Raw genomic sequence first — 24674 nt, forward strand, 5'->3', positions numbered from 1 at the left:
TTCGTGCCGCATACCGAAGAAGAAGTTGCCCAGGCGAGCGTCCGTGTGACCTACGCGCTTTCGGCATTCCATACGGCGTTTAACCTCTGCAACGTGCTTATCCTCATCTGGTTCATCAAGCCGATGGAAAAAATCATCTGCAAGATTATCCGCGAGAAGGAAGACGGCGAGGATTTCAAGGTCAAGTTTATCAGCGCGGGCCTTATGAGCACTGCAGAACTTTCGCTTTTTGAAGCCCGCAAGGAAATTAACTTGTTTGCAGCCCGCACGCAAAAAATGTTCCGCATGGTGCCCGAACTGCTCGAGATGAAGGACGAAAATGACTTCGTCAAGCTGTTTGCCCGCATCGAGAAGTACGAAGGCATCAGCGACAACATGGAAATCGAGATTGCGAACTACCTTAACAAGGTTTCTGAAGGCCGCCTGAGTCCCGAAAGTAAGACGAACATCCAGTCGATGCTCAGGGAAATTTCTGAAATCGAGAGTATCGGCGACTCCTGCTACAACATGGCCCGTGCCATCAACCGCAAGTTCCGCAGCAAGGAAGACTTTACGGAGAACCAGTACGGCCATATCAAGCATATCATGCAGCTGTGCGACAATGCGCTTACGAACATGATCGATGTCATTAGCGATCTGGCATCGGCCGATGCGAACCGCACGCTGAACCTGGAGAACGAAATCAACGACTACCGCAAGCTCCTCAAGGAGAAGAACGTCACCGATATCGAGAACCAGGAATACAGCTACCAGATGGGCGTGCACTACATGGACGTGGTGAACGACTGCGAGAAGCTGGGCGACTATGTGGTGAACGTGGTCGAGGCGCATACCAACAAGAAGTTCTCCTCTTAAAGACGGGAAACTGTATTTTTTCTATCTTGGGCATCAGTCAGTTCGAAACCCATCCTGACTCTAAACAAAACTAGGAGCCCCTATGAAAGACGCATTGCTCGTCCTGTCCGGCGGAATGGACAGCACCACGCTGCTTTATGAGCGTGCCGCCGATATTGCACTTGCCGTTTCGTTTGATTACGGCAGCAACCACAACGACAACGAGATTCCTTTCGCCCGCTTCCACTGCGAAAAGCTGGGAATTCCGCATGTGACGATTCCGCTCAAGTTCATGCACGACTATTTTGAGTCGTCGCTGCTGTCGGGTGCCGATGCAGTCCCTGAAGGCGACTATTCTGCCGAGAACATGAAGTCGACGGTCGTGCCTTTCCGCAATGGCATCATGCTTTCTGTTGCGGCGGGCCTTGCTGAAAGCCGCGGCCTTGAGAAGGTGATGATGGCGAACCATTTCGGTGACCATGCCATTTATCCGGATTGCCGCGAGGAATTCGTGAAGAACATGTCGGCGGCGATTGCGGCGGGCACCTACGCCGGTATCACCATTGACGCACCCTATACGAATATCTCCAAGGCTGATATTGCTCGCAGGGGAAAAACTCTTGGCATAGATTATAGCGCGACCTGGTCCTGCTACAAGGGTGGTAGAATCCACTGCGGAAAGTGCGCAACCTGTCTGGAACGCAAGGCGGCTCTCGCCGAAGCGGGAATCGACGATACGACAGAATACGAGGCCTGATATGTACAGAGTCATCAAACGAATCGAAATTTCCGGAGCTCATAAGCTGTCGCTTCCGTACGAAAGCAAGTGCCGCGGGCTCCACGGCCACAACTGGATTATCACGGTTTTCTGCCAGTCCGAAACTCTTGACGAGAATGGGATGGTGGTCGATTTCTCGCGCATCAAGGAAATTGTCCACGGCAAGCTGGATCACCAGTTCTTGAACGACGTGGTGGATTTTAACCCGACGGCCGAGAACATGGCGCGCTGGGTCTGCGAGCAGGTTCCGCACTGCTACAAGGTTCAGATTCAGGAAAGCGAAGGCAACATTGTCGAGTACGAACGCTAGGGACAGGGCCAGCCATGAAGGTGTGCGAGATCTTTAAGAGCATAGAAGGCGAGGGCCTGCGCATGGGACAGGCCGCGGTCTTTGTGCGGCTTCACGGCTGCAACCTGCGGTGCGCCTATTGCGACTCGATGTATGCGGTCGAAGGTCATGACTACACACAAATGGATGTAGACGAAGTCTTGTCGGCTGTAGACAAATACCGTAGCGAAAGCGGGGCCGGTTGCGTGACGCTCACCGGCGGCGAACCGCTGATTCATGAAGGCGTCGACGAACTGCTTTCGAAGCTATGCGGTGCGGGCTTCGAGGTCAATGTCGAAACCAATGGCACAGTTCCCTGCAAACGGTGCTTCCCGTCGCTTTTTTATACCATGGACTGGAAATGCGGCAGTAGCGGGATGTCGGGCAGGATGCGCATGGAAAATATCGCGACGCTTGGAAAAAATGACGTACTGAAGTTCGTTGTTGGGAGCGTCGAAGATCTGCGCGAAGCAGAACGCGTGGTATCGCAGCTTTCGTTGCTGCGGAAAAGTCCTGCATGCGACATGCCTCATATTTTTGTCTCGCCAGTTTTCGGGACGCTGCCGAACGAAACAATCGTGGATTGGATGCTGGATAGCGAAACCATGACGCGGAATGGCGCCCGATTCCAGGTGCAACTTCACAAAATCGTGTGGGACCCCGAACGTCGCGGCGTGTAGGCCCTGCTGTTATATTTGACGTTATGAAAAAGACGAAAATCCTCTTTGTATGTCACGGGAACATCTGCCGTAGCCCCATGGCCGAGTTTGTCATGAAGGACAAGCTTGCGAAGGCGGGACTCGAGAATTTCGAGGTGGCAAGTGCCGCGACAAGTACCGAGGAAATCGGGAATCCCGTATATCCGCCCGCAAAACGTATGCTTGCAAGCCACGGAATCGATTGTAGCGGAAAGCATGCGCGCCAGATGACGCTGCGAGATTACGAATACTACGACTATATCGTGCTCATGGATAGAAATAACTTGAGGAACCTGCGCTGGATTCTGGGCGAAGGGCATGACATGTCGAAGGTGTCGCTGCTGATGGATTGGACTGGTAATCCGCGCGATGTGGCGGACCCGTGGTATACGGGTAATTTTCAGGCAACCTGGGATGACGTGAACGAAGGTTGCGAAGCCATCATAGGGAAGGTGGCAAACCGCCCGTCTCTTTAAAATTGCTATTTTTTGTCATGTAAAGTTCCTGCGCGAAGTTGTGCGGGATAATTGAAATTTAAATGAGGAATCTATGAGCGAAAATTTTGCAACCCGTCCTGTCCGCGTCCGTTTTGCCCCGAGTCCGACGGGCTACCTGCATGTGGGCGGTGCGCGTACCGCTATCTACAACTACTTTTTTGCCAAGCACATGGGCGGTACGTTCTACCTGCGTATCGAGGATACTGACCGCAAGCGTTACAACGAGACTGCCCTGCATGACCTGATGCGCGACCTCAAGTGGCTGGGACTGCAGTGGGACGAAGGTCCGGGTTGCGAAGGCGACTGCGGCCCCTACTTCCAGAGCGAACGCCTGGACATTTACCACCGCGAAATCAAGAAGCTCTTGGACGCGGGCTGTGCCTACTACTGCTTCTGCACCGAAGAGCGCCTGCAGGAAGTCCGCGCCGAACAGGAAAAGTCTCATGTGCCGGTCACGGGTTACGACCGCCACTGCCGCAATATCAGCCGTGAAGAAGCCGAGGCCCGCATTGCTGCCGGTGAAAAGGCCGTCATCCGTTTCAAGGTTCCCGAAACAGGTGTGACTGAATTCGATGATATGATCCGTGGCCACATCAGCTACCAGAACGAACTTTTGGACGATCTCGTGCTTATCAAGCGCGATGGTTATCCGACTTACCATTTTGCAAGCGTTGTGGACGACCACCTGATGGGTACGACGCATGTGCTTCGCGGCGACGAATGGATCAGCTCCACGCCGAAGCATGAACTCTTGTACAAGGCCTTTGGCTGGCAGCCGCCCGTATGGTGCCACCTGCCGGTGATTCTCGACAAGAACGGCGGCAAGCTTTCCAAGCGCAAGGGTGCCGCCTCCGTGGGCGATTTCCGCGACCTCGGCTACCTGCCGGAGACTCTCGTGAACTACCTCGCTCTCCTCGGCTGGAACCCGGGCGACGACCGCGAAGTCATGACTATCAAGGAAATGGTCGAAAGCTTCACGCTGGAACGCATCAACCCGAAGTCCGCCAGCTTCGACGAAAAGAAACTGCAGTGGATGAACGGCCAGCATATTCACCTGTGCGACGACGCATTCCTCAAGGGTATCATGAAGGAAGGCCTGGCCGCCAAGGGTATCGACCTCTCGAAGGAACCGGAAGAACGCCTCGACGAAATCGTGAAGCAGCTGAAGCCCCGTGCCCACTTTGTGCAGGATTTGGCCGACATGGCGGTGTACTTCTTCGTGGCTCCGACGACCTACGACGAAAAGGGCGCGAAGAAGCACTTCGGCGAAGGCTCCAAAGAAGTGGCGACGCTCGTGCGTGACATGCTCGCTTCCATCGAAGATTTCAAGACTCCGGTGATCGAAAAGGGTTTCTACGACCTGGCTGAACGTTGCGGTCACAAGGTGGGTGAACTCGTCGGTGCTCCGCGTCTCGCTGTCTCTGGCGTGACTGCAGGCCCTGGCCTCTGGGAAATGTTCGAACTCATCGGCAAGGAAGAAGTGCTCCGCCGCATCGATGTCGCTCTCCCGTTGATGGGGTGATCTTCGCTGACCCATGCGAAATCTCTTTCCTCATAGGATCCATACGCAGAAGTTGTTCTGCTGCCGTTGTCGTCAGGTGCTCGATCACGGGGTCTATGCACGTGAACCTTATTCCACTTATGGAGGAATGAAACCGCATCTTCCGCTTCTCTGCATGTGTGAAAGGTGCTCGGCTGCGTTTGTCGGCTTTTCGAACGAGTTTGCCTTTTCGAGGCCGATTGATGCGGGCGATTACACCGCTGTGTATGGCTATAGTCGGATTTCTCCGGGAAATTGGCTCTATTTCAAGGAATCGGTCAAGCCGGGGAAGGTCAAAAGCTATTTCAGGACAAATGAACAAGAAATCATTGTCGTGAGCTATGATGGTGGCCAGGACATGAAATTTGTGTTCGACCATCCCGCTCCGGTTCGTGAAAAATCGGCCGAAGGCTATCGCCTACTTCCGGCGCAGAGCGCCCAGACTTTGCTTGGCGATAATATTTACCACACTTTGCGAGATAAGTTTGGTATTGCAGTCGGGCTCGTGAAAGATGGCGACAAGGATAAGTTGGCGACACTGCTCGAAGATGGTTCCGTCTTGTTTATAACGCTTCCGGAACAAGCCCAGAACATCCCTAACGACAAGTTGTCCGATATTGTTCTCAACAAGTTGCGCCAGCTTTTCCCGGATGACGTAAGCAGGGTCTCGGTGACGGTTGGACAGGGCGTTGTCTACCTGGATGGCCTTGTCAGGAGCGTCATGATTAAGCGCTCGCTTCGGGCTTGTATCAATAACATGCCTCGCGTTCGTGGCTGCGTTGACTTTACGAAGGTTATTGCGGAGCCTGGCATGACGGATAAGCGGATAGAAAACGAAATTTACATGTTGCTGGAATCCTTTGGACGAAATGTCTTTGATTACAAGGTAGAAGTAGCAAATGGAAAGGGTAGTGTGTCCTTGTGCTGCTTCGAAGGCCTGTGCCCTAAGGATTTGGAAAATAGGATTGCCGAAGTTCCCGGTTTGCAGGATTTGAACTTCTCGATGGTGTCGTTGCCGGAAAGGGAAATGCGGAATCGAGAAACCTGCCTGGAAATGGAACACAGCTATTCGTTGAATTCTTTGCTCCAGGGGGCCAAGATAAAGGTCTCGTTTGTCGATGACAAGTATTTGCTGGAAGGAAGGGTCCATTCGGCTTTTCAGAAACAGATTGCCCTTGTGAACGCGGTAAAGATGACCCTTTCGACGGCTGTGGAAAATCGCTTGCGCGTGGCTGGAAACTTATAAAAAAGGAGTGCCTATGGCTTCAGGATACGAAAAAATCAACCTTATTAAGAATAAACTAAAGAATCCGATGACCGTGACGCAGTTGGCCTTGGCGCTCGGGTGTGGCATCCGCACCGTTTTCCGTCATCTCGATGTCGTCCAGAAGGAAAACTGCGGTCTTCGCAAGTACAAGAGCGAGGGCGAGACCTTCTATGTTATCCAGCCCGACGAGAAGGTGAACTTTAACCAGAATATCGTCAAGCAACTCGATAAAATCAAGAAGACGATGGCTGCGAATTCCGCTCCCGAAATAAAGACGATAAAGCTTTTGGATAAGGTAATAAGCCTGCTGGAAACGACGGACCCGAACGAATTTAAGCCCGAAGCCATTTCGACAGACCCGGATTACGTGCTGGATTACGGCCCCTTCTGCGATGATAAATTGCAGGATGCGCTTGTCAATCGGGTTCTCAAGTCAATCCACAGCGGAACGGCCATCAGGATTCACTACCGCCATTCGACGGACCATTCCTCGGTCGCCGAAGAAACGAAGGAAGTCTTTCCGGTCAAGGTCATCATGCGCATGGACACGCTCTACCTTGTCGCGGGCGAAGTGGACGACAAGGGAAATCAGGTTTTCAAGAACTACCTTTTTGAACAGATTGACAGCGTGACGGAAACGAACCATGCGTCCCCGAAGTTTGCCTTTGATGAGAAAACGCATTACAAGTATGCTTTTGGCAAGTACACGGGTCGCGACAAGGTGGAAGATGTCTCGCTCGAGATTAGGACGAAGTGGCTGCAGACGCAGTTCGAACGCTCGCATTTTAATCCGCCGATTTCAAAGCGTTTCGACAGGAACAAGAACATGATTGTCGATCTGAAACTTCGCATTACCCCGGATTTCGAAAGTTGGCTGATGGGTGTCACCAACGATGTGCGTATTCTGAAACCCGCCTCGCTGAAGGAAAAGATTAAGCAGAAACTCAAGAACGCACTGTCTGATATGGACGCCTGAGATGCAAGAACATAACCTCTCCGATTACACCTTCGAATTCCCGAAGGAACTAATTGCTACCCGCACGGCGGGGAAAGGCAAGACGCGTATTCTGCATTGTCCCAAGGATGGCGGGCCGCGACGCATCATGAAGGCTCCCGAAATTGTGGAACTGTTCCGCCCTGGAGACTGCCTTGTGGTGAACAATACCAAGGTGATTCCTGCGCGCCTTTACGGTCACACGTTGCACGGCGGCGAAGTCGAAACGCTACTCGTACAGTCGCTCATTCCGGCAGAGAACGGTGATGCCCGCTATGAGGCGCAGGTCCGCCCGGGCAAGGCCTTTAAGATCGGACGCGAACTCGAAATTGCAGGTGTCAAGGCGACGGTCGAGGATATTCACGAAGATGGAGCCCGCGTGCTCCGCTTTGCGACGACCCCCGTGGAACTTGAAGCGGTGATGAATCGCGAGGGCCACGTGCCGCTCCCTCCCTACATCAACCGTCCCGATGACGAGGACGACAAGAAGGCATACCAGACGATTTTTGCAAAGTACTCGGGTGCAGTTGCTGCCCCGACGGCGAGCCTGCATTTTAGTGAACAGATGCTTGCTGACCTCAAGGCGAAAGGCGTGTACGTTGCCGAGGTTACTTTGCACGTAGGGCCAGGCACATTCCAGAATATCTCGGTCGAGGACTTTACCCAGCACAAGATGCACGGCGAGCATTACGAACTCACGAAGGAAAACGCCGAAATCATCAACAAGGCGAAGCGCGAGGGCGGGCGCATCGTTACCGTGGGTACTACGAGCACGCGCGTCGTGGAGACGATTGCCGATGCGAATGGAATCGTGAAGGCGCAAAAGGGAATCACGCACGCGTTCTTCTATCCCGGCTACCGCTACAAGATTGTAGACGGCCTCCTCACGAATTTCCACTGGCCCAAGAGTTCGCTCATCCTGCTGGTGTCCGCATTCTACGGGCGCGAAAACACCCTCGAAGCCTACAGGATGGCCGTCGAGAACAAGATGAAACTGTTCAGCTACGGTGACGGAATGCTAATTTTATAACCGAAGGCGAAGTATTACTTTGTCGTGGCCGCATGAGCGGTCGAATGAAAAAGGAAAAGACATGAAGATTGCAGTTATCGGCGGTGCCGGCTACATTGGATCCCACACGACGCGTGAACTCCTTGACCGCGGACACGAGGTTTGCGTCTTTGACAACCTTTCGAGCGGTTTGGAACAGAACCTGTTCCCCGAAGCGGGCTTCGTAAAAGGCGATATCCTGCATCCCGATGAAATCGGCAAGTTCCTGAACGAATTCAAGCCCGAAGGCCTCGTGCACCTGGCCGCATTCAAGGCTGCCGGTGAGTCGATGATTAACCCCGAAAAGTATAGCGTGAACAACATCACGGGCTCCATAAACATCCTGAATGCTGCTTCCGCTGCCGGCGTGAAGTATTTCGTGTTCTCGAGTTCCGCAGCCACCTACGGCGCCCCGAAGTACCAGCCCGTCGATGAGGAACACCCGACCGAACCCGAAAACTACTACGGCTACACGAAACTCGCCATTGAGGGGTTCCTCAAGTGGTACGATAAGCTGCGCGGAATCAAGTTCGCGGCTCTCCGCTATTTTAACGCCGCTGGCTACGACGTGAAGGGCCGCATCAACGGTCTCGAGAAGAATCCGGCGAACCTCATCCCGGTGGTGATGGAAGCGCTGCTCGGCAAGCGCAAGGAACTGCTCGTGTTCGGTAACGACTACGATACGCCCGATGGCACGGGCGTGCGCGACTACATCCACGTGAACGACCTCGCGATTGGTCACGGGATGGCGTTCGACTACCTGCAGAAGAACAACAAGAGCCTCATCGTGAACCTCGGCGTGCAGCAGGGGAGTTCCGTGCTCGACGTCATCCACATGGCAGAGAAGGTGAGCGGACGCAAGTGCCCGTACCGCATCGTGGAGCGCCGCCCGGGTGACCCCGCGACGCTTGTGGCGAACCCCAGCAAGGCCCACGAAGTTCTCGGCTGGAAGGCGCAGTTCAGCGACCTCGAGACTCTCCTTGCGACGACCTGGAAGGCCTACCTCGCCAACGAGAAGTAGCTTTTAGGCTCCGGCTTTTTCCAGCAGCCTCTTCGCCTGCTTTGCGATGAGGTCGGAATCGTTCAGTTCAATTACCTTCTGCAGCCTTTTCACGCCTTCTTCGGGTTCTATCCCAAAGTTGACCCTGAGCTCTCCGATATTGAACAGGGCGCGCCTTGCGAGCGTTGCGTTCTTTTCGGATTTCAGACCTTTTTCGAGCAACAGCAGAGCCGTCTCGGTAAGGCCCTTCGCCTTTGCCGTGTCGCCCCATTCTAGCCACTGCGTGCTTGCGACATCGATGAACAGGTTCGGGTTCGTCATCCTTTCGGCAAATTTAGTGACGGTTTCCTTGTCGGCGGGCTGTTCCTGCAATATGGCTGTCATCGCCTGGCAAAGCAGCTGGCGTGCGGCGTCGTAGTGCCCCTTCTTCGCTTCCTGGAATCCTTCGTCCATCTGGTTCCGTGTCTTTTGCCTGCGCTCGGCGGCGAGGTTGCGGTTTGCGGTCCGGCGGAAGCGCTCTTCAAGGGCGTCTGCCTTCTTTTCGGCTTCGCTTTTCCTGCGCCTCGGAATCTTGAATCCGGCGAGGGCTCCGAGCCCGAAGGCGGGGATGGAGGCGGTTACCACGGCGGCGAAGATACCGCCGTTCACGAGTGCGTTAACGGCTGCGTCCAGGAGGGCGCCCATGATGGCGGTCCCGAGAACCCATCCCGGTATGGCGTCCTTCCTTTCATCGAACGCCGAGGCGCCCAGCATGAATGCGAGGGCGATGCTTGCGCCCATGTAACGGTCCATCGTGTAGTGGTCAAAGAAACTTGTAGAGGTCAGGATGTCGGTAACGAATCCTCCGGCAAAGATGAATGCAAAGAAAAAGCCGAGTGTGATGGCGGCTCCCCAGCGCTCTGCCAGCAGGAAATAGGCGAATAGGAAAAAGACTGCGAAAATGATGTAGTTCCAGGCGCTCGGGAACAAAAGCCAGCTGGTGAACAGCCGCTCGTATTCGCCGTCCTTGGGTACATAGGCGAGGCTGTATCGCACGAACTTGTCCGTATAGTTCTTGATGAACTTGTGACATTCGATTTCGAAATGGGCTTCCTTGGGGTAGAATCCGTGCTCGTCGGCGAATTTTTCCTTGCCGCCGCCGATTTCCCACCATTCGCGGAATTCCTTCCTCATGGCCGCCTTGCGGTCCTCGATGTCGAAGGTCTTTCCGGCCGAAAGGATTCTGTCGCGGTACTGCACGAATTCCTGGAGCTTCGTCTTTTCGTCGTCGGTGAGGCCCACCGTGCGGAACTGGGCGGCGCCTTCTTCGGCCCACCACTTTTCGAACGACTTTTCGATGTTGCTCTCGAGTTCCTTCTGGCTGATGACAGGGGAGAGGGCGGTCGCCGCATTGAAGATGCCAATGCCGAGGACAATGGCAATGACGATGTAATGGTGCACCCGGAGGCGCTTTGTGATTCCCTTGATGGTGTCTTGCAGGCTGCTCATAGTCATTACCTTTTGCCGTATTCGCCGAGCTGGTTCCAGAGGAAGTCCGTGTTTACGTCGCGGTAGCCCTGCGCGTTGACCTCTGCGCGCAGCTTGTGGGCGATGTCGAAGAGGTTCGGGGTGTTCTGCATGCGTTCGAAACTGTCGAAAATCGTGAGGTTGTCGATCCACTTGCCAAGTTCGGGAAAGCGGCTGTCCTCGAAACGGTTCTCGCGTCCCGTCTTGAGGTATTCGAGATAGCGGTCCGTAATCTTGTAGCCGTCTTCCGTGAATATATCCATCGCGCGCGGGAACAGCTTGTAGCCCGTGAGGTATTCGTGGACGATGATGCCGAAACTGAAGTAGTCGACCGATGACGAAAGGTTTTCGCCCATGATGGCCTGCTCGGGCGCGCTGTAGCACGGCGTGAGCTGGCCGCCGTATTCGTTCACCGTCTCGCGGAGTTTCGCCTGTGCGTAGCCGAAGTCGCAGATGAGGATCTTGTGGTTGTTCTTGTGCTGCGGATTCTGGCACAGGAGCAGGTTCTTGGGCTTCAGGTCCTTGTGCACCACCTGGTAGTAGTGCAGCTGGCTGATCGTGTTCGCGAGGTAGGCAATCTGTGCTACTCGCTGCAAAATCTCGTCGTCGGAAAGCTTGGTCTTGAACATCCTGTCGAGCGAACAGCCCTTGATGAATTCCATCTTCAGGTAGGGGTGCCTTCCGGCGAGTCCGCCGCCAAAGCTCTGCACCACGCCCTCGATATTCGTGGCGCGGATGAGGTTGTTGATGCGGATTTCGTCCTGGAACGCGCTCAGGAGCATGTTCAGGCGGTGGAGCCTGTTCTTGCCCGGTGCCGCCCAGAACTTGCATATCTTCACGACGATCTCGCGTTCTCCGTAGTGCTTCTCGTCGTTCGCGTGTTCGATCCAGAAGTTCGCGCGGTAGAGGTTGTTCGTGCCCTCGAGAGTCAGCGGCTCGACAAGCTCGATTTTCTCCATGGCGCCGCTGTGCAGGAATTCCGGGTTCTGGTCGAACCACCGCTGGTATTCCTGCATGCTATAGTGAGGGCGCAGCGCGAGGTTGCGCGACACCCTGTCCAGTACTTCCGCCAAGATATTTCTGAGCATGCCTTAAATTTAGCTAATCGGGGGTACAAAACAAGGTGTCGCGTGGCGGCACCTTGCAAAATAAGTTTTTGGGCAGTTTTTATTCCATGGTCTTCTCGAGCGCCTTCGTGACGACGTTGTAGGCGTCGTCGACAGTGTCGCAGAAATGGAACAACTTGAGGTCTTCCTTGTCAATCATCCCGGTCTCGGCGAGGTAGTTCCAGTTGATGACCTTGTTCCAGTACTTGGAGCCGAAAATCACCACGGGCATGCGGTCGCCATATTTTTTGGTCTGGATGAGCGTGAGGATCTCGAACATCTCGTCGAGGGTGCCGAAACCGCCCGGGAACACGACCATGGCCTTGGCCAGTTTCATGAACCAGTATTTACGGATGAAGAAGTAGCGGAACTGCAGGTTCAGTTTGTCGTCGATATAGGGGTTCGGGTGCTGCTCGAACGGAAGCCTGATGTTGAGGCCGACGGAAGAAGTTCCTACGTCATTGGCGCCACGGTTGCCCGCTTCCATGATACCCGGACCGCCGCCGGTCATGATGGCGAAGCCCTTGTGCTGCTTGTTGGCCCAGCGGCCTATTTTTGCACCCAGTTCGTGGGCGGCATCGTAGTATTCCGCCACGGTTTCGAGCCTCTTGAGGCGCGCGAGTTCCTTTTTGTCCTTGCAACCCTTCATGCGCTTCTTGATTTCGCTCATGGGGAGCGTACGGGCCGAACCGAAGAACACGATAGTGTTCTGGACGCCTTCCTGCTGGAAAATCTGGTTGGGCGCCATGAATTCGGCGATAATCCTGATGGGACGGCCACTGTCGCTGTCGATAAAGTCCATGTTGTGGTAAATCATCTTGCCCGGAATCGTCGAAATCGCATTCTTCTTTTTTGTAGCCATAGGAAACTCCTTTTTTGTCCTTTCCTTGACAAAATACCTTAAGAAGGGACAAAAAGCAAATAAAAAACGCTTTTTTTTGCTTTCATTCGAAAAAATCGTTATATTTGAGGTATGCTAGTAAAAATTTGGACTGACAGCTTTATCATTACCGGCGAGATCGACACCCTGCGTGACGAGCGCCTTACGGACTACATCCGCGAGAACAAGGACTTCATCGCCGTGACCCAGGTGCGCGTGAGCGACAGGAGCGAGAAGGACCTCTTCCGCACGCACTTCCTCAACGTGAGCACGAGCCACATCGAGATTATCCTGCCCGCGGAATAGCGATAGGACAGAACCCATATAAAAGAAGCCGCCCCCGAAGGAGCGGCTTGAATTGTATAGTTCCAGGTCCGGATTACATGAAGTACCAGGAGAGGATTGCGCTGGCCTTGAAACCGACGTCGAGGCGTGTGTCTTCGTAGTTAGCAGCGCCATCGACGCCTTCCCTATCAATGTAGTCGAACCCGAGGCCGACCTTTCCGGTCAGGTAGAGCCCACCTACCACGTTTGCGTGGATTCCGGCCATTGCGTTGAGGGTGAACTGGTTGTTGTCCTCTCCCCAGTGGCTGATGAGGAACTCTCCGCCGATGGAAAGCGGCAGGACGACCTGCATGAAGTAGTAGTCGAAGCCTACGCCGATTTGAATTTGGGTGTAATCGTCTGCACGATCAACTTCGGTTGCCGGGGTGAACTGGGTGGCTTCAGTTTCACGGGTGGTTTCGCCGTGATGGTACAGTCCGAGGATGGCGGACAGTTCCATGTTGGGGGCGAACTTGAACGACACGTAGAACTTTTGGATTCCCTCGTGATCAAGGGCGTCGACGAGGTCTAGTCCCAAGGCCAGGGTTCCTGCTCCGGACTGCACAGGGGCTGCCGCCGCACTGCTTTCGCTTGCTGCCGGGGCGCTGCTGTTTGCAGGCGCGCTGGATGCCGCCGGGGTGTCCTCTTCTTCGTATTCGTCTTCATCGTCCTGGGCGTAGCTGTAGCTGCAGAGTGCCATGGCGGTGAGGGCCGCTAGGAAAATCTTTTTCATATTCCATACTCCTTGTGAAAATTACTATAGAAAACAATATAGTTTCAAAATACGGATACGTCCAGGATTTTCAAGGAAAAGACGCGATTTACCATTCCATGCTGACTTTCGCAATCAGGAACCGCCTGGAAACCTCGTCAAGCTTGGCGGGGTCGATTTCGAACCCGAGAAGTCCCGCGTAGATTACGAACGGGCTCGCCGTACAGCCCTGGTCGTTGCACTTTACCTTCACGAAGAGAGCTCCGTTTACAGCGTCGATGCCGAGCACGTGCTCGTTCAAATCGATTTCCTGCCCGCGGTGGTTCTTCACGACGGGGAGCGCCTTCGCGTTGAACCGCTCCATCAGGTCGGCGGGGATGCTTTCGGGCGTGTGGCGGTAAACCATCGCCTTCGGGAAGTGCTTGCTGAGCTTTTCCTTCAGCGGCTCGATGTTCACGATTTCCATGCCCCGCGGGAACGGCGCGCTCAATTGCGCCATGAGTGCGGGAAGGTTCTCGGGCGATATGTCGAGCTTCTGCAGTAAGTCCACGCTGATGATTTCACAGTAGGTCTCGAGGCCCAACGGGAGCGCACCCATGTTCGAAATGCGTGGCTTGGGGCTGAAGCCTTCGCTGAACTTCACGGGGATGCCCGCACACAGGAATGTGCGCTCGAAGAAGCTGAGCATGTTCTGGTGGGGCAGGAAGCGGCTGAGGCCGGTCTTCTTGAAGGTAATCTTGTAGCTGAAACTTTCCGTCTTTTTCGGGCGACGTTCCGCGACGAGCTTCTTGATTTCTTCGGGAGTGCGGCTCGGAGCCTTGTGGCGCACGGGGTCGTCGGCGAGCCTGATTTCGTCGCCGAACCCGGGGATGCCGCACTTCTGGCAGTCGCCCCACTTGCAGTTGGGGACGGGCGCGCTGTTCGGGTCGAACGCCTTCTCCCACTCGCGCCTCAGGTACTGCTTGGTGGTGCCCGCATGGATGAAGTCCCACGGGAACACCTCGCTCTTTTCGCGCTCGCGGTATACCCAGCTGGTGTCGTAGCCCATCTTTTGCCAGACGGCTTCCCACTTGGCAAAGTCGAACCGGTAGCTGTCGCTCTCGAAGATGATTCCCTGCTTGTAGGCCTCGTAGATTACGGGCCCGAGGCTGCGATCGCCACGGCTGTAGATTGCCTCGAGGAAGCTCGTTTCCCAGCTGGCCCAGTTGATTTTCACGTTCGGGTGCTTGAAGAACTTTTCGCGCACGAAGCGGATATGCTTGAGCGCGGTTTCCTTGTCCATGTAGGGTGCCCACTGGAGCGCGGTAAAGGATTTCGGGATGAGAATGCCGATGCTGACCGCAATCTGTATGCCGCGGTTGTACTTGCGTCCGATTTTTACGAGATTGAAGATGAGGTCGCAGAATGCCTGCATGTCGTCGAGGTTCTCGGTCGGGAACCCAATCATTGTGTACAACTTAATCTTGTTGAACCCGCTGCTGAACGCGTGCTCGGCGGCATCGTACATGTCCTGGTCGCTGATGGTCTTGTTGATCATCTTGCGGATGCGCTCGGAGCCCGTCTCGGGAGCGAACGTGGCGCTGCGGCCACCCTTGAGGGCTGCAATCTTGCCGGCGAGCGTCTGCCCGAAACTGTTCACGCGGATGCTCGGGAGGCTCACGTCCACCGTATCGAAGAACGGGTCGTCGATGATGCTGTCGGTGAGGGCCTCCACCGGCTTGTAGTCGGCGGTAGAAAGGCTCAAAAGCCCGAGTTCGCGTTCGCCGGTGGCGCGGATGCCCGCCTTCGCGATGTCGAGGACATCGTCCGGATTGAGTTCGCGGCACGGGCGGTACCAGATGCCCGCCTGGCAAAAACGGCAACCCTGCGCACAGCCGCGCATGACTTCCACGCTGAAGCGGTTGTGTACCAGCTGCATGTTTGCGATGAGGTTTTTGACCGGGTAGTCTTTCGGGTCCATTACCGGGATGAATAGGCGGCGAACCCCGTTCGTGGTGGCGTAGGCGCCGGCGGCAGGTTCCGCCGGCACAATCGCGCCGAATTCGTTCGTGACCACCGGGCGCAAGCTCGGCACATAAACGCCGTCAATCTTGGATAAATTCTCGAGTATTTCGGCGCGACTGAGGCCCGCCTTGCGGCCCTCGCCTACGCACCGCAGAAAGTCAATCATGACTTTCTCCCCGTCGCCAATCATGAACGCGTCGAAGAAGTCGGCGACGGGCTCGGGGTTCGCCATCGAGGGCCCGCCGGCAACCACGATGGGGTCATTCTCCTTGCGGTCCTTCTGCCACGCGGGAATGCGGGCGAGTTCCAGCACGTAGGGCACGTTCGTGAAGTTCAGCTCCGTCTGGAGCGTCATGCCCACCACTTCGAATTCGCGTACCGGCGTGTAGGTCGCGTAGCTGTACAGCGGAATATCGTACTTCGCCATCTCGCGGGCCATATCGTCCCACGGCGCAAACGAGACTTCGCAAAGCAGGTCGCTCTCGCGGTTTATCACGTGGTACAGGATGCGGATGCCGTTGTTGCTCATCCCGATTTCGTAGGTATCCGGGAACACGAACGCCATGCGGCAGAGCATCTGGCTGTGGTCCTTTACCACGCTGTTCGCCTCGCCGCCCATGTATCTTGCTGGGGATTCTACGGCGGGGAGGGCAAGTGCAATCTTTTCGAGGATGGTCATGTCCCCAAATTTAGAAAATTGCATTTTATTTCGTTTATTTTTCATTTTTATCGAGACGGATGTCCAATACTTTTGATAAATTTAAGGCATGAGCGTTCTTTCTTATATCTTTTGGCTGATCGTCTTTGTCGGAGGCGTCGTTGCCGCCTATATGGTTCCCGACAACACGCTTGCCCTGCATCTGAAATTCGTCCTGATAGGGGCTTGGGGCTCCGTTCTCGGGCTCGTCTACCACAGCCTCTGCAACCGCAAGTTGCGCGAAGCCGAGGAAAATTTCACGGAAGCCCTCAACGACCAGCAACGCAACAATTCTCCCAAGACAGAATATATTCCCGTAGTCCCGTCCATTGGAGATGAACCTCAGCCCTTCGAGGCTCCCGCGGCCAGGAAACCATTTGATAGCATCCTTCCGCCCGAAAATAAGCCCGCCTCTATCCAGAATCTGGCCGTTCCTGCAAAGATTTCGTTCCCTCTCGAAGCCTGGGAACTTTTCTGCAAGCCGATTCTCAAGAACCGTCCTTTCCCGGAGGTCGTGGAGGCCCTGGAAAAGACTCTGCCCGAACTTTTCCCGACTGCGGCCGGGATCCTTTACATGTATGGAGGCACGCAGACGGAACTGCACAAGATTCTTTCGTTTGGTGACTATGTCATCAGTGACGATACCATCATGCCCGCCGAATGTGCCAGTTTCAATCTGGGCGAGATTGTCATTACCGATTTTGCCTCTAACGAGATGAATGGTGGTTGCACCCACCTGCATCATCATCCCCAGGGAATTTCCTTCTGCGCCCCAATCGAAGGGCTCGAGGAACATTTCGGCATCCTTTCTATCCAGCTCGACAAGATTCCCGATGGCGAAACGCTTGACTTCTGGAAGACGAAGGTCGGCATCGTTGCTGCGACATTCGGGCTTTATGTGGCAAACCAGAACTTGAATATCCGGTTCCAGCAGCACAGCATCCGCGATAACCTCACGGGGCTGTTCAACAGGCGCTACATGGAAGAATCCCTGCGCCGTGAAGTCTCTGCGGCCAACCGCCACGGCACTCCCATCGGCATCGTGATGATCTATCCGGACCAGGTGGCGAATATCCAGAAGGAAAAGGGCCACCATGCTGTCGAGCAGATGCTCTGGGAATTGGGTCAGCGCCTCCCGAATTTCATCAGGACCGAAGATATCCCGTGCAGGTACGACGGGGAGGTCCTCTGCGTCATTTTGCCTGGTGCCGACAAGAAAATTACCCTCGAACGTGCAGAACGCATCCGTCGCGAGATTTCTCAGCTCCAGGTCGCCTATGGCGATGGAATCCTGGCGACGACTCTGAGCCTCGGGGTGTCCGTGATGCCCGATCATGCCATTGACGAAGGGACGCTCATTTACAATGGCCAGAGGGCGCTTCAGCTCGCTATGGAAAATGGCGGAAATAGGGTCGTTTCTGCGGACGCCGTTCGCCAATATTGATTCCTGCAAGCGAAATGAGAAATGAAAAACACCCCGTCCTTGCGGTCGGGGTGTTTTTTTGGGGTTAGGAGGAGAACAAAGAGTTCTTGAACATAAAGATAACAAAAAGGGAGGGGGGAGGAACATTTTTTTTGAAAAATCGAATTTTAGTGTAGAGAAGTTCTCATCACCTGGGTGATTGTGGAACAAAACTGCCCGTTTTTGGCTAAATTCAAGCTGTGCAGGCCGCTAGGCCCCGGACTCCCGGGCCCGTCGCTCTTCTTTTTTCTACATTGTGGACGTATGAAGAAATTTCTTGCTCCTGTTATTCTTCTTGTTGCTGTCGTGGGGCTTCTTGCCTACCTGATGCTTGATTTTTCCGGCGTGAAGTCCTCTTTTGATGCGGATGCCTACTTGCAGGCTCGTAGCCGGATCGATTCCCTTGAAGTCGCTCTTTTTGAGGCTCACGGTAACCCGGATTTGCAGCTCTCCCTGCGCGGAGAACTTGAAAAATCGTGGGAGACTCTTGCAGAACTCCGTACGGAAGCGCCTTCTGCCGCTGACCCGACTACGGAAACTATAGGCGGTTTCTCTAAAGAAACGGTCATCTGGATCGCCGGGGGCGTTGCCGCGGTCATTCTCTGCGTAGTCCTCCTGTTCGCGCTCTCGTACCGCCGGAAAGTATTGACTCAGAGGATGGAGGCCTTGAAGGCGGATCAGCGCTTCAAGGAGCCCAAAACCGGTTTTGAAAACGATGCCACGATAGCTCCCCGTCCGCGTCCCCAGAAGCGCTCCATTATCGAGGAGGTGTCCGAGTTTGCCGCGTCGCAACAGGCCGATGCCCCTGCTTCTGCCCCGAAGGTCGCGTTTGAAGACGAAAACGGCGTCCCCGAAAATAAAATCCTGTCGACGGACCTGGATGCTCCGCAGCGCCCACCTCTCCGCCCGACGGCCAAGGAACGTATTACGTCTGCCATGCAGTCGCTTTCCGATGTGCTACGTTCGCCACGCGGAGTCGCTCGTGAACGCACCATGAAGATTCGCGCCCAGAGCCACAACATGACGGGCGACCCTAATTTGCAGGCGAGCAGTCCGCTTAAGACAAACCGCTTCGATCGGGAATTCACGGAGAAGGCGAAAATTATGCAGATGCACCGCCGTGGCTATCCTGCGTCGACGATTGCCTCGCAGCTCAAGGTTCCCCAGGACCAGGTGGAATCCATTATCAGGGAAGCGCTCGAATCGGGGAGCTGATGCGCTACCGTTTCCGTTGCGAATATCTGGGCAGCGCCTTCTACGGTTGGCAAGAGCAGAACGAGGCGGGCAAGACCAAGTTCGTGACGGTTCAGTCGTCTCTCGAAGAAGCTTTTTCCATAGCGCTTCGCTCTCAGGTTCGCATTGTGGGTTCCGGACGGACCGATACCGGGGTCCATGCCCGGGGCCAGTGTGTTCATTTCGATTTCGATGGAGAACTGGATCCTCGCAAGACGGAGCGTTCCATAAACGGCCTTACCAAGCGGCTAATCCGCATCCGGGACCTGCAGCCCTGCGCTCCGGATTTCAACGCGCGGTTCGATGCGCTTGAACGCTACTACCAATACACTATCTACACGCGTCCTGTCGCCCTGATGCGCGATTTTGGCTGGGAATGCGGTTCGCTCTCGCTTGACCTGGATGCGATGGAAGAAGAAGCTCGCGCCTTTCTGGGCGAACACGACTTTATCGACTTCTGCATTCCTCGGAATGACGGCAAGTCGACACTCTGCACGTTGACCGAGTTCCGTCTCGAACGCCTGAACGACTGGAGCTGCATGTTCCATATCAAGGGAAACCGTTTCCTGCACAGGCAGGTTCGTGCTATGGTGGGAACTTTGTTCGATGTCGGCCGCGGTCGCTATCCGCTCGGAACGGTCGACCGCATTTTCGCGAAGGATTTTAGGGGCGAACGCACCTGGGCCCCTCCGCAGGGGTTGGTGCTCCAGGATGTCCGGTATGCCGATTACTAGGTGCTTGCGCGGCGGATAATTTCGACCATTTCGCCGACCGCGTCCTTCAGACCGACGAGTACGGCCTTGCCGATGATGCTGTGGCCGATGTTCAGTTCTTCGATTCCTTCGATTGCTGCGACGGGCTCTACGTTCCTGTAATTGAGTCCATGGCCCGCAATGACGCGAAGGCCGTATTTCCTCGCGAGGACTGTCATGTCCTGGAGGGCCGAGAGCTCGTGGTTTACTTCCTGGATGCTGCCGAGATCGCAGGTCGTTGCGTATTTGTTCGTATTGAATTCCACGAAGTCGGCGCCGACTTTCTTGGCCGCCTTTACCTGTTCGGTTTCCGGATCAATGAAAATGCAGGCGGCGATATCGTTGTTCTTGAGCGTCATGACGAATTTGGAAATCTCGTCGATCTTGGCTGCAACGTTCATTCCGCTTTCGGTTGTGATTTCCTGGTGGTTCTCGGGAACGAGAGTGACCATGTCGGGCTGGACATTGATGGCGAACTGCACCATTTCCTGGGTGGGGGCGATCTGCAGGTTGAGCTTGGTGGCGACGGTTCCCCGAAGGAGCTTGAGGTCGCGATCCTGCACGTGGCGCTTGTCTTCACGGAGATGGGCTACAATACCGTTGCAACCTGCCAGTTCGGCAATGACTGCTGCGGCTACCGGGTCCGGTTCGCGGACCTTGCGCGCTTCACGGATGGTGGCGATATGGTCGATGTTGACTCCCAGTTTTACGGTCATGGCAGCTCCTTGTTTTTTTTCATAAAGGTAGATAAATAGATGAGGGTGGTGCCTTGGGCAGTCGCCTTTTCCTTCATGGACTGCACTTTTGCGATGGATTCCGTGCTCAGGGGCAGAATCATGGCCCCGATTCCGTTCCTGAAGGCCCCTCTCAGCTTTTGGTGGATGTAGTCGTCCAGCGTGCTGTTGGAGGGGTTGTAGGGTGCAAGTATTTGGCAGTCCTGGCTCGATTCCTTGCAGAGCTCGTTCAGTTTCGATTTGTTGTTCATGGAGAGGTCTAGGAACCAGAGCCCGTGTTTGCTCGCTGCGTTCAATACCGTCTGGAGCAGGGGCTTGTGTTCCATGGCCTGTTCTGCAAAACGGGTCGCGATGCCACTTGCGGAGGGCACCAGCGCCTTTGCGCTTGCGATGATTTCTTCGATTTGTTCTTCGGTATGGTGGCTGCGGATGGGACGCATCTTGTTGTGCCTGGAGTCTAGGCTGTGCGATTCCATCAGAAGCCATAGAACCAGTTCCTTGTCCTTGATGCGGTCAAGGTCGGGGAAAAATTCAGAGGACATGCCAAATGGCGTAATCAGCAGGTCGTATGGGAAATCCAGTTCGTTCAGGGCCACGATTAGTTCGGGCGAAAGCCTTGTCACCTGGAAGGCAATCGAGAGGTACGATGCGTTGTCGCGGAAAATGCTCGATGAAACCTGGAGCTTGAGGTGCAGCGTATCCCCATCGGGAGAAAGGGCGTCGAGCTTGGCGGACTGCGATACGGTCGGGTCGTTGAAAAGTTCTTCCATGTAGAGGACTTTTCCTCCGTTCTCGTCCAGGAACCTCTGGGCTTGGAGCAGGTAGTAGACGATTGTCCTTCCCTTGCCGAGCGTCCAAATGTCGCGCTTCTGGACTTTGGAATACTTGGCCTGGATCACTTCCAGTTTCGCTTGCATGCGTTCCACGAACGGCAACGTATCCGGAATGGCAAGGGTGTCGCTTTGGATGACGGCAGGCTCAGCCTCTTTTTGCGAGAGATTAGGATCCAGTCCCAATTTCGGCAAGATGTAGGCTCCCGTTGCTATCAGTACAAGGACAATAAAGATTGCCAATATGTGTTTGAATTTGTTCATCCCGCATAAATATAATTATATTGTCGAACATGCCAGTCCTCTTTGCCCTCGTTGGAGCCACAGGAATAGGGAAGTCGAGTCTCTCGCTTGAACTTGCCGAACATTACAATGCCGAAATTATCGGCGTCGATTCGCGGCAGATTTACAGGGGGTTCGTGATTGGGACTGCGCAGCCCCCGCTCTCCGACCAGCGGAGCGTGGTGCACCATCAGGTGAATTTTCTTGATCCTACGAGCGTCTATTCGGCGGGCTCATTCTGCTCCGATGTTCGTCGCCTGCTCGCTAGCCATCCGGACCGTTCGTTCATTCTTGTTGGCGGAACGGGACTCTACCTCCAGTCGCTCATGCTCGGCCTTCCGAAAATTCCGAAAGTGGATGCCCACGTGCGAGAAGAACTCGAGAAATCGTCGCGAAAAGAGGGGCTGAATAGTTTGTTCGAACTTGCGCGGAATGTGGATCCCGAAGCCATGGCGGGAGTCGATCCCAACAATGCGCAGCGCATTATCCGTATCCTTGAAGTCTGGAAATCGACCGGCCGCAGGCTTTCGGAATGGCAGAAAGAACGTGAAGGCGGCATCGGCAGGGTTCCCGTATTCTGGCTGCAACGCGAACGCGAAAACCTGTACAGACGGATCAACGTCCGCGTAGACCAGATGGTTGCCGATGGCTGGATGGACGAAATCCAGGCCCTTGCGAAAGTTGTCCCGCTAGACGCTCCTGCGTGGCAGAGCCTCGGCTACCGTGAACTTTTGCAGGCTAAGTCGACATCCGAAATTGCAAGTGTCATCGAGGATGTCAAAAGAAAGACCCGCAACTACGCGAAACGCCAGCTGACGTGGTTCCGCTGGCAGGTGGAATCCGTTCCTGTAGATCTTGATAGGGGCGAAAAGCCTGCATCCGTTGTCATGAAAGCGTTGAATGGAGCGTGACGTGTTCTATAGATTGTTCCTTGCAGTTCTTGCGGCGATCCTTCCGTCTTTTGCCTACGATTGGGATTCTCCAAGTGATGTGGTGTTTTCGCCAAAATCTTTGGAACAGCGAACCTCCATACTGCAGACGCAAGAAAAATGTATCCGAAGTGGCGAATGCCTCGGAGATTCCGCTTCGAAAACCTTGCGGGACGCGTTTACTGGCCTCGAATCTACCATCGTTGCCGAAGATCCCCATGCAACGCTCTTTTCCTACGACGAACTCTTCTTGCTGTATGTGTATAGTGCGCAGGTTTCCCTTGACAAGTCCGCGTCGTGGAAGGAACTTGTACGCCTGTTGGAACATTCCAGGTCCATAAAGGATAGCCTTGCGCATCGAAACTATCCGTTTGCAAAAGATTCGACGCTAGTCGATTTTCTAATCGATTCTATCGATTACCATCAAGCTGAATTTGAGTTCTCCCTTCTCGATGTCCCTCGCGAACTGAAAGAATCTTTCCGCATCGTGCTGGAGGCAATTTTGGTATCCAATTCTCTGGCGAAGGCATGTGAAATAGGGCAGAATTCTCACGGGACATCCATGTATGGGGCTTCTGTCGAGTTTATGGAAACGGCACGGGACAGGTTCCTTAGACGCTACCCGCAAAGTGAATACGGGGCCCTTGTCCGAGAATACGTTCCCGAAGGATTTGCCGCGCGTGAAAAAAGAAATGTTGCATCCGAACAAAAATGGTTGGCTTTTTCGATGGGACTTGGTGTCGGTTCGGTGTTTATGGGCGGGAACCTGGGTGAAACAGTGAGTGTCCCTTTCGAAATTCCGTTCTATGGCGAATTTCAGGTGGGGCGCGCGCTGGTGGGCTTTGGATTTGGCATGGGGCTAGGACAGAAAAAAACGTTGTGGAAGGGAACGTCCGATGAAATGGAGGGACATGGTTTTGGAATTGTCATGGGAGGCCTGAATTCGTACATCGGCGGGGTGCTGCTTGCGCATAATAGCCTTTCGCTTGATTTGCTTGTGGGAATTGTCGTGTCGGACTACACGCCGACATCGGATAGCGACTATCTCATTCAGGGAATAGGATTGCAAGTTGGAGGCCAACTCGACTTCAAGATTCCTCTGACGGATTTTGTCGAGATGGTTGTCCGCGCCCGCTACTTTTTCAGTTGGGAAAATGCCGAACTCTATATTCCCGATGCGGTTTACGAAAGAAGGCCGGAAGTCGACAACTTCCCGTCCTATGGGCCGGAAACAGGCTATGGTCATCGGGTGGAAATCTTGCTAGGCTTTAGGGCGGGATTCCCGAAATCCATGATGAAGGAACCCGTGAAATGACAAGTTTGTTTGTGAAAGTAAATCATGCCTTCTGGAAGTTGGCGATTCTTCTTTTTCTCGCTGGTTGCGTGGACGCTCCGCCTCCGTTGTCGGATCCGCTCGCGATAGAAAATCCGAGGTGCGAATCTTGTGTCTATAGTGAACGTGAATTGCAGGGTGGGTGGGCTTCCGTTCGCGGCGTGAAAATTTTCTACTCGGAACCTTTCTTGGACAATTACGAAATGTTCGAGGCTGCATGGCCCAAATATAGGGGAGATTTCGGAGAGTGGTTCGGACATTACTTCAGGAAAAATTTTGAGGCGTCCATCGCGCAAGTCTCGTCAGCGAACGCAGGCGGAAAGGAAATCAGCATCGAGATGAAGGACGATTCCTTCTGGAAATCTTCTGCACGAACCTTGTCGCGAAAGCGTCCGTCCCTCGCGGATAGCGTTGTCCTGGAGGGTTTGCTCCTTCCGCGCGAAAGGGAAAATACGGATGACGGAAGCGTCGAAATCTACATTACGCCGATAAATGTTTTTACGCACAAAATAAAGGAATCGCTTGCGGTTACCTATAAGTGCGGCGTGACGGTGCTGGATTCGAAAGACGGGTCTGTTATTTTGTATGCAATCCTTGAAAGCAGGGGCTCCTTGCACGGGGCTCTTTCGCAAAAAGACGCCGGGAGGACAACTGCTCTCGGCCGTCTCGTAGAGAAAATGACGTCCCTTATGCGGTAACGGACGGGTTTGCCGGTCTTTTTTTGGCTTTTTCCAAAAGATAATCCGCCTATGCTTTAACATGCTTGTGAATAGAATGTTTACAAAGTGTGCCGCAGGTGGGTTTGGGCTGTTTTTATCCCGTTTTTTCAAAAAAAGTGAAAAAAAGTGAAATTTTTTCGAGAAAAACCCTTGACATTCTCCCCGAAAATTCTATAATTGGCCTCAC

General features: G+C 54.3%; 24 protein-coding genes. 17 read left to right on the forward strand and 7 right to left on the reverse strand.

All coding sequences use genetic code 11. From position 1 onward, the window contains the following. From B4B27_RS10890 to galE, 10 genes are all read left to right on the forward strand, one after another. The coding region (locus tag B4B27_RS10890) for a Na/Pi cotransporter family protein (RefSeq protein WP_290726408.1) at window positions 1–855 on the forward strand (855 nt) is incomplete at its 5' end. A gap of 82 nt (window positions 856–937) precedes the next feature. After that, window positions 938–1591, forward strand: a complete 654-nt coding sequence (queC, locus tag B4B27_RS10895; RefSeq protein WP_173365728.1) for a 7-cyano-7-deazaguanine synthase QueC — start codon at window positions 938–940, stop codon at window positions 1589–1591. Between the two features lies 1 nt (window position 1592). Beyond that, window positions 1593–1922, forward strand: coding sequence for a 6-carboxytetrahydropterin synthase QueD (gene queD / locus B4B27_RS10900; protein WP_173382742.1), 330 nt, complete (start codon window positions 1593–1595; stop codon window positions 1920–1922). A gap of 14 nt (window positions 1923–1936) precedes the next feature. Next, window positions 1937–2620: a radical SAM protein gene (locus B4B27_RS10905; RefSeq protein WP_173382743.1), complete on the forward strand. Its 684-nt coding sequence runs from the start codon at window positions 1937–1939 to the stop codon at window positions 2618–2620. A 23-nt stretch (window positions 2621–2643) separates the two neighbouring features. Then, a complete protein-coding gene (locus B4B27_RS10910; RefSeq protein WP_173382744.1) occupies window positions 2644–3114 on the forward strand; it encodes a low molecular weight protein-tyrosine-phosphatase in 471 nt (156 codons plus the stop codon). Window positions 3115–3187: 73 nt separating this feature from the next. Continuing rightward, complete coding sequence (gltX, locus tag B4B27_RS10915) at window positions 3188–4657, forward strand: glutamate--tRNA ligase (RefSeq protein WP_173382745.1); 1470 nt, start codon at window positions 3188–3190, stop codon at window positions 4655–4657. Window positions 4658–4784: 127 nt separating this feature from the next. Beyond that, window positions 4785–5921 (forward strand): BON domain-containing protein, encoded by a 1137-nt coding sequence (locus B4B27_RS10920; protein ID WP_173382746.1) that lies wholly within the window; start codon window positions 4785–4787, stop codon window positions 5919–5921. 13 nt (window positions 5922–5934) lie between these two features. After that, window positions 5935–6918, forward strand: coding sequence for a helix-turn-helix transcriptional regulator (locus tag B4B27_RS10925; protein ID WP_173382747.1), 984 nt, complete (start codon window positions 5935–5937; stop codon window positions 6916–6918). Window position 6919: 1 nt separating this feature from the next. Beyond that, entirely contained in the window at window positions 6920–7966 is a 1047-nt protein-coding gene (gene queA / locus B4B27_RS10930; RefSeq protein WP_173382748.1) for a tRNA preQ1(34) S-adenosylmethionine ribosyltransferase-isomerase QueA, read from the forward strand. Between the two features lie 61 nt (window positions 7967–8027). Further along, complete coding sequence (galE, locus tag B4B27_RS10935) at window positions 8028–9005, forward strand: UDP-glucose 4-epimerase GalE (protein ID WP_290726416.1); 978 nt, start codon at window positions 8028–8030, stop codon at window positions 9003–9005. A gap of 3 nt (window positions 9006–9008) precedes the next feature. On the opposite strand, the gene B4B27_RS10940 is transcribed toward galE, so the two are convergent. From B4B27_RS10940 to B4B27_RS10950, 3 genes are all read right to left on the reverse strand, one after another. Next, a complete protein-coding gene (locus tag B4B27_RS10940) occupies window positions 9009–10472 on the reverse strand; it encodes a hypothetical protein (RefSeq protein WP_173382749.1) in 1464 nt (487 codons plus the stop codon). Window positions 10473–10477: 5 nt separating this feature from the next. Next, a complete protein-coding gene (locus tag B4B27_RS10945) occupies window positions 10478–11578 on the reverse strand; it encodes a protein kinase domain-containing protein (protein WP_173382750.1) in 1101 nt (366 codons plus the stop codon). A gap of 79 nt (window positions 11579–11657) precedes the next feature. Beyond that, window positions 11658–12458: a TIGR00730 family Rossman fold protein gene (locus tag B4B27_RS10950; protein WP_290726419.1), complete on the reverse strand. Its 801-nt coding sequence runs from the start codon at window positions 12456–12458 to the stop codon at window positions 11658–11660. Window positions 12459–12569: 111 nt separating this feature from the next. Between B4B27_RS10950 and B4B27_RS10955 the strand changes: the two genes are divergently transcribed. Further along, the gene (locus B4B27_RS10955) at window positions 12570–12782 is read left to right on the forward strand and encodes a hypothetical protein (protein WP_073319741.1); all 213 of its coding nucleotides are present in this window, start codon (window positions 12570–12572) and stop codon (window positions 12780–12782) included. A 73-nt stretch (window positions 12783–12855) separates the two neighbouring features. On the opposite strand, the gene B4B27_RS10960 is transcribed toward B4B27_RS10955, so the two are convergent. Next, on the reverse strand, window positions 12856–13533 hold the full coding sequence (locus B4B27_RS10960) for a hypothetical protein (protein WP_290726422.1): 678 nt from the start codon (window positions 13531–13533) through the stop codon (window positions 12856–12858). 88 nt (window positions 13534–13621) lie between these two features. Next, window positions 13622–16195 (reverse strand): TIGR03960 family B12-binding radical SAM protein, encoded by a 2574-nt coding sequence (locus B4B27_RS10965; RefSeq protein ID WP_290726424.1) that lies wholly within the window; start codon window positions 16193–16195, stop codon window positions 13622–13624. An 88-nt stretch (window positions 16196–16283) separates the two neighbouring features. On the opposite strand from B4B27_RS10965, the gene B4B27_RS10970 reads away from it, so the two are divergent. From B4B27_RS10970 to truA, 3 genes are all read left to right on the forward strand, one after another. Further along, window positions 16284–17657, forward strand: a complete 1374-nt coding sequence (locus tag B4B27_RS10970) for a GGDEF domain-containing protein (RefSeq protein WP_173382753.1) — start codon at window positions 16284–16286, stop codon at window positions 17655–17657. Between the two features lie 282 nt (window positions 17658–17939). Next, the gene (locus tag B4B27_RS10975) at window positions 17940–18890 is read left to right on the forward strand and encodes a hypothetical protein (protein WP_173382754.1); all 951 of its coding nucleotides are present in this window, start codon (window positions 17940–17942) and stop codon (window positions 18888–18890) included. Beyond that, on the forward strand, window positions 18890–19642 hold the full coding sequence (gene truA, locus B4B27_RS10980) for a tRNA pseudouridine(38-40) synthase TruA (RefSeq protein ID WP_173382755.1): 753 nt from the start codon (window positions 18890–18892) through the stop codon (window positions 19640–19642). The genes B4B27_RS10975 and truA overlap by 1 nt, the downstream gene beginning before the upstream one ends. Here truA and B4B27_RS10985 read toward each other — a convergent pair. Next, entirely contained in the window at window positions 19639–20376 is a 738-nt protein-coding gene (locus B4B27_RS10985; protein WP_173365712.1) for a pyridoxine 5'-phosphate synthase, read from the reverse strand. The two genes, truA and B4B27_RS10985, sit on opposite strands and share 4 nt — an antisense overlap. Beyond that, window positions 20373–21488, reverse strand: coding sequence for a divergent polysaccharide deacetylase family protein (locus B4B27_RS10990; RefSeq protein ID WP_173365711.1), 1116 nt, complete (start codon window positions 21486–21488; stop codon window positions 20373–20375). Before B4B27_RS10990 ends, B4B27_RS10985 begins: the two co-directional genes overlap by 4 nt. A gap of 29 nt (window positions 21489–21517) precedes the next feature. Between B4B27_RS10990 and miaA the strand changes: the two genes are divergently transcribed. From miaA to B4B27_RS11005, 3 genes are read left to right on the forward strand one after another with little or no spacing between them, the layout of a single operon-like run. Further along, complete coding sequence (miaA, locus tag B4B27_RS10995) at window positions 21518–22417, forward strand: tRNA (adenosine(37)-N6)-dimethylallyltransferase MiaA (protein WP_290726430.1); 900 nt, start codon at window positions 21518–21520, stop codon at window positions 22415–22417. Window position 22418: 1 nt separating this feature from the next. Continuing rightward, window positions 22419–23750: a hypothetical protein gene (locus B4B27_RS11000; RefSeq protein ID WP_290726432.1), complete on the forward strand. Its 1332-nt coding sequence runs from the start codon at window positions 22419–22421 to the stop codon at window positions 23748–23750. Next, window positions 23747–24466 (forward strand): hypothetical protein, encoded by a 720-nt coding sequence (locus tag B4B27_RS11005; RefSeq protein ID WP_290726434.1) that lies wholly within the window; start codon window positions 23747–23749, stop codon window positions 24464–24466. Before B4B27_RS11000 ends, B4B27_RS11005 begins: the two co-directional genes overlap by 4 nt. Window positions 24467–24674 lie beyond the last annotated feature (208 nt).

The organism is Fibrobacter sp. UBA2449, from assembly GCF_002342555.1.
In the GTDB taxonomy this organism is placed as follows: domain Bacteria; phylum Fibrobacterota; class Fibrobacteria; order Fibrobacterales; family Fibrobacteraceae; genus Fibrobacter.

Excerpts from the sequence above, each read along its gene's own strand:
- queC (WP_173365728.1), top strand. The coding sequence starts at position 938 with ATGAAAGACGCATTGCTCGTCCTGTCCGGCGGAATGGACAGCACCACG.
- queD (WP_173382742.1), top strand. The coding sequence starts at position 1,593 with ATGTACAGAGTCATCAAACGAATCGAAATTTCCGGAGCTCATAAGCTG.
- B4B27_RS10905 (WP_173382743.1), top strand. The coding sequence starts at position 1,937 with ATGAAGGTGTGCGAGATCTTTAAGAGCATAGAAGGCGAGGGCCTGCGC.
- B4B27_RS10910 (WP_173382744.1), top strand. The coding sequence starts at position 2,644 with ATGAAAAAGACGAAAATCCTCTTTGTATGTCACGGGAACATCTGCCGT.
- gltX (WP_173382745.1), top strand. The coding sequence starts at position 3,188 with ATGAGCGAAAATTTTGCAACCCGTCCTGTCCGCGTCCGTTTTGCCCCG.
- B4B27_RS10920 (WP_173382746.1), top strand. The coding sequence starts at position 4,785 with ATGAAACCGCATCTTCCGCTTCTCTGCATGTGTGAAAGGTGCTCGGCT.
- B4B27_RS10925 (WP_173382747.1), top strand. The coding sequence starts at position 5,935 with ATGGCTTCAGGATACGAAAAAATCAACCTTATTAAGAATAAACTAAAG.
- queA (WP_173382748.1), top strand. The coding sequence starts at position 6,920 with ATGCAAGAACATAACCTCTCCGATTACACCTTCGAATTCCCGAAGGAA.
- galE (WP_290726416.1), top strand. The coding sequence starts at position 8,028 with ATGAAGATTGCAGTTATCGGCGGTGCCGGCTACATTGGATCCCACACG.
- B4B27_RS10940 (WP_173382749.1), bottom strand. The coding sequence starts at position 10,472 with ATGAGCAGCCTGCAAGACACCATCAAGGGAATCACAAAGCGCCTCCGG.
- B4B27_RS10945 (WP_173382750.1), bottom strand. The coding sequence starts at position 11,578 with ATGCTCAGAAATATCTTGGCGGAAGTACTGGACAGGGTGTCGCGCAAC.
- B4B27_RS10950 (WP_290726419.1), bottom strand. The coding sequence starts at position 12,458 with ATGGCTACAAAAAAGAAGAATGCGATTTCGACGATTCCGGGCAAGATG.
- B4B27_RS10955 (WP_073319741.1), top strand. The coding sequence starts at position 12,570 with ATGCTAGTAAAAATTTGGACTGACAGCTTTATCATTACCGGCGAGATC.
- B4B27_RS10960 (WP_290726422.1), bottom strand. The coding sequence starts at position 13,533 with ATGAAAAAGATTTTCCTAGCGGCCCTCACCGCCATGGCACTCTGCAGC.
- B4B27_RS10965 (WP_290726424.1), bottom strand. The coding sequence starts at position 16,195 with ATGACCATCCTCGAAAAGATTGCACTTGCCCTCCCCGCCGTAGAATCC.
- B4B27_RS10970 (WP_173382753.1), top strand. The coding sequence starts at position 16,284 with ATGAGCGTTCTTTCTTATATCTTTTGGCTGATCGTCTTTGTCGGAGGC.
- B4B27_RS10975 (WP_173382754.1), top strand. The coding sequence starts at position 17,940 with ATGAAGAAATTTCTTGCTCCTGTTATTCTTCTTGTTGCTGTCGTGGGG.
- truA (WP_173382755.1), top strand. The coding sequence starts at position 18,890 with ATGCGCTACCGTTTCCGTTGCGAATATCTGGGCAGCGCCTTCTACGGT.
- B4B27_RS10985 (WP_173365712.1), bottom strand. The coding sequence starts at position 20,376 with ATGACCGTAAAACTGGGAGTCAACATCGACCATATCGCCACCATCCGT.
- B4B27_RS10990 (WP_173365711.1), bottom strand. The coding sequence starts at position 21,488 with ATGAACAAATTCAAACACATATTGGCAATCTTTATTGTCCTTGTACTG.
- miaA (WP_290726430.1), top strand. The coding sequence starts at position 21,518 with ATGCCAGTCCTCTTTGCCCTCGTTGGAGCCACAGGAATAGGGAAGTCG.
- B4B27_RS11005 (WP_290726434.1), top strand. The coding sequence starts at position 23,747 with ATGACAAGTTTGTTTGTGAAAGTAAATCATGCCTTCTGGAAGTTGGCG.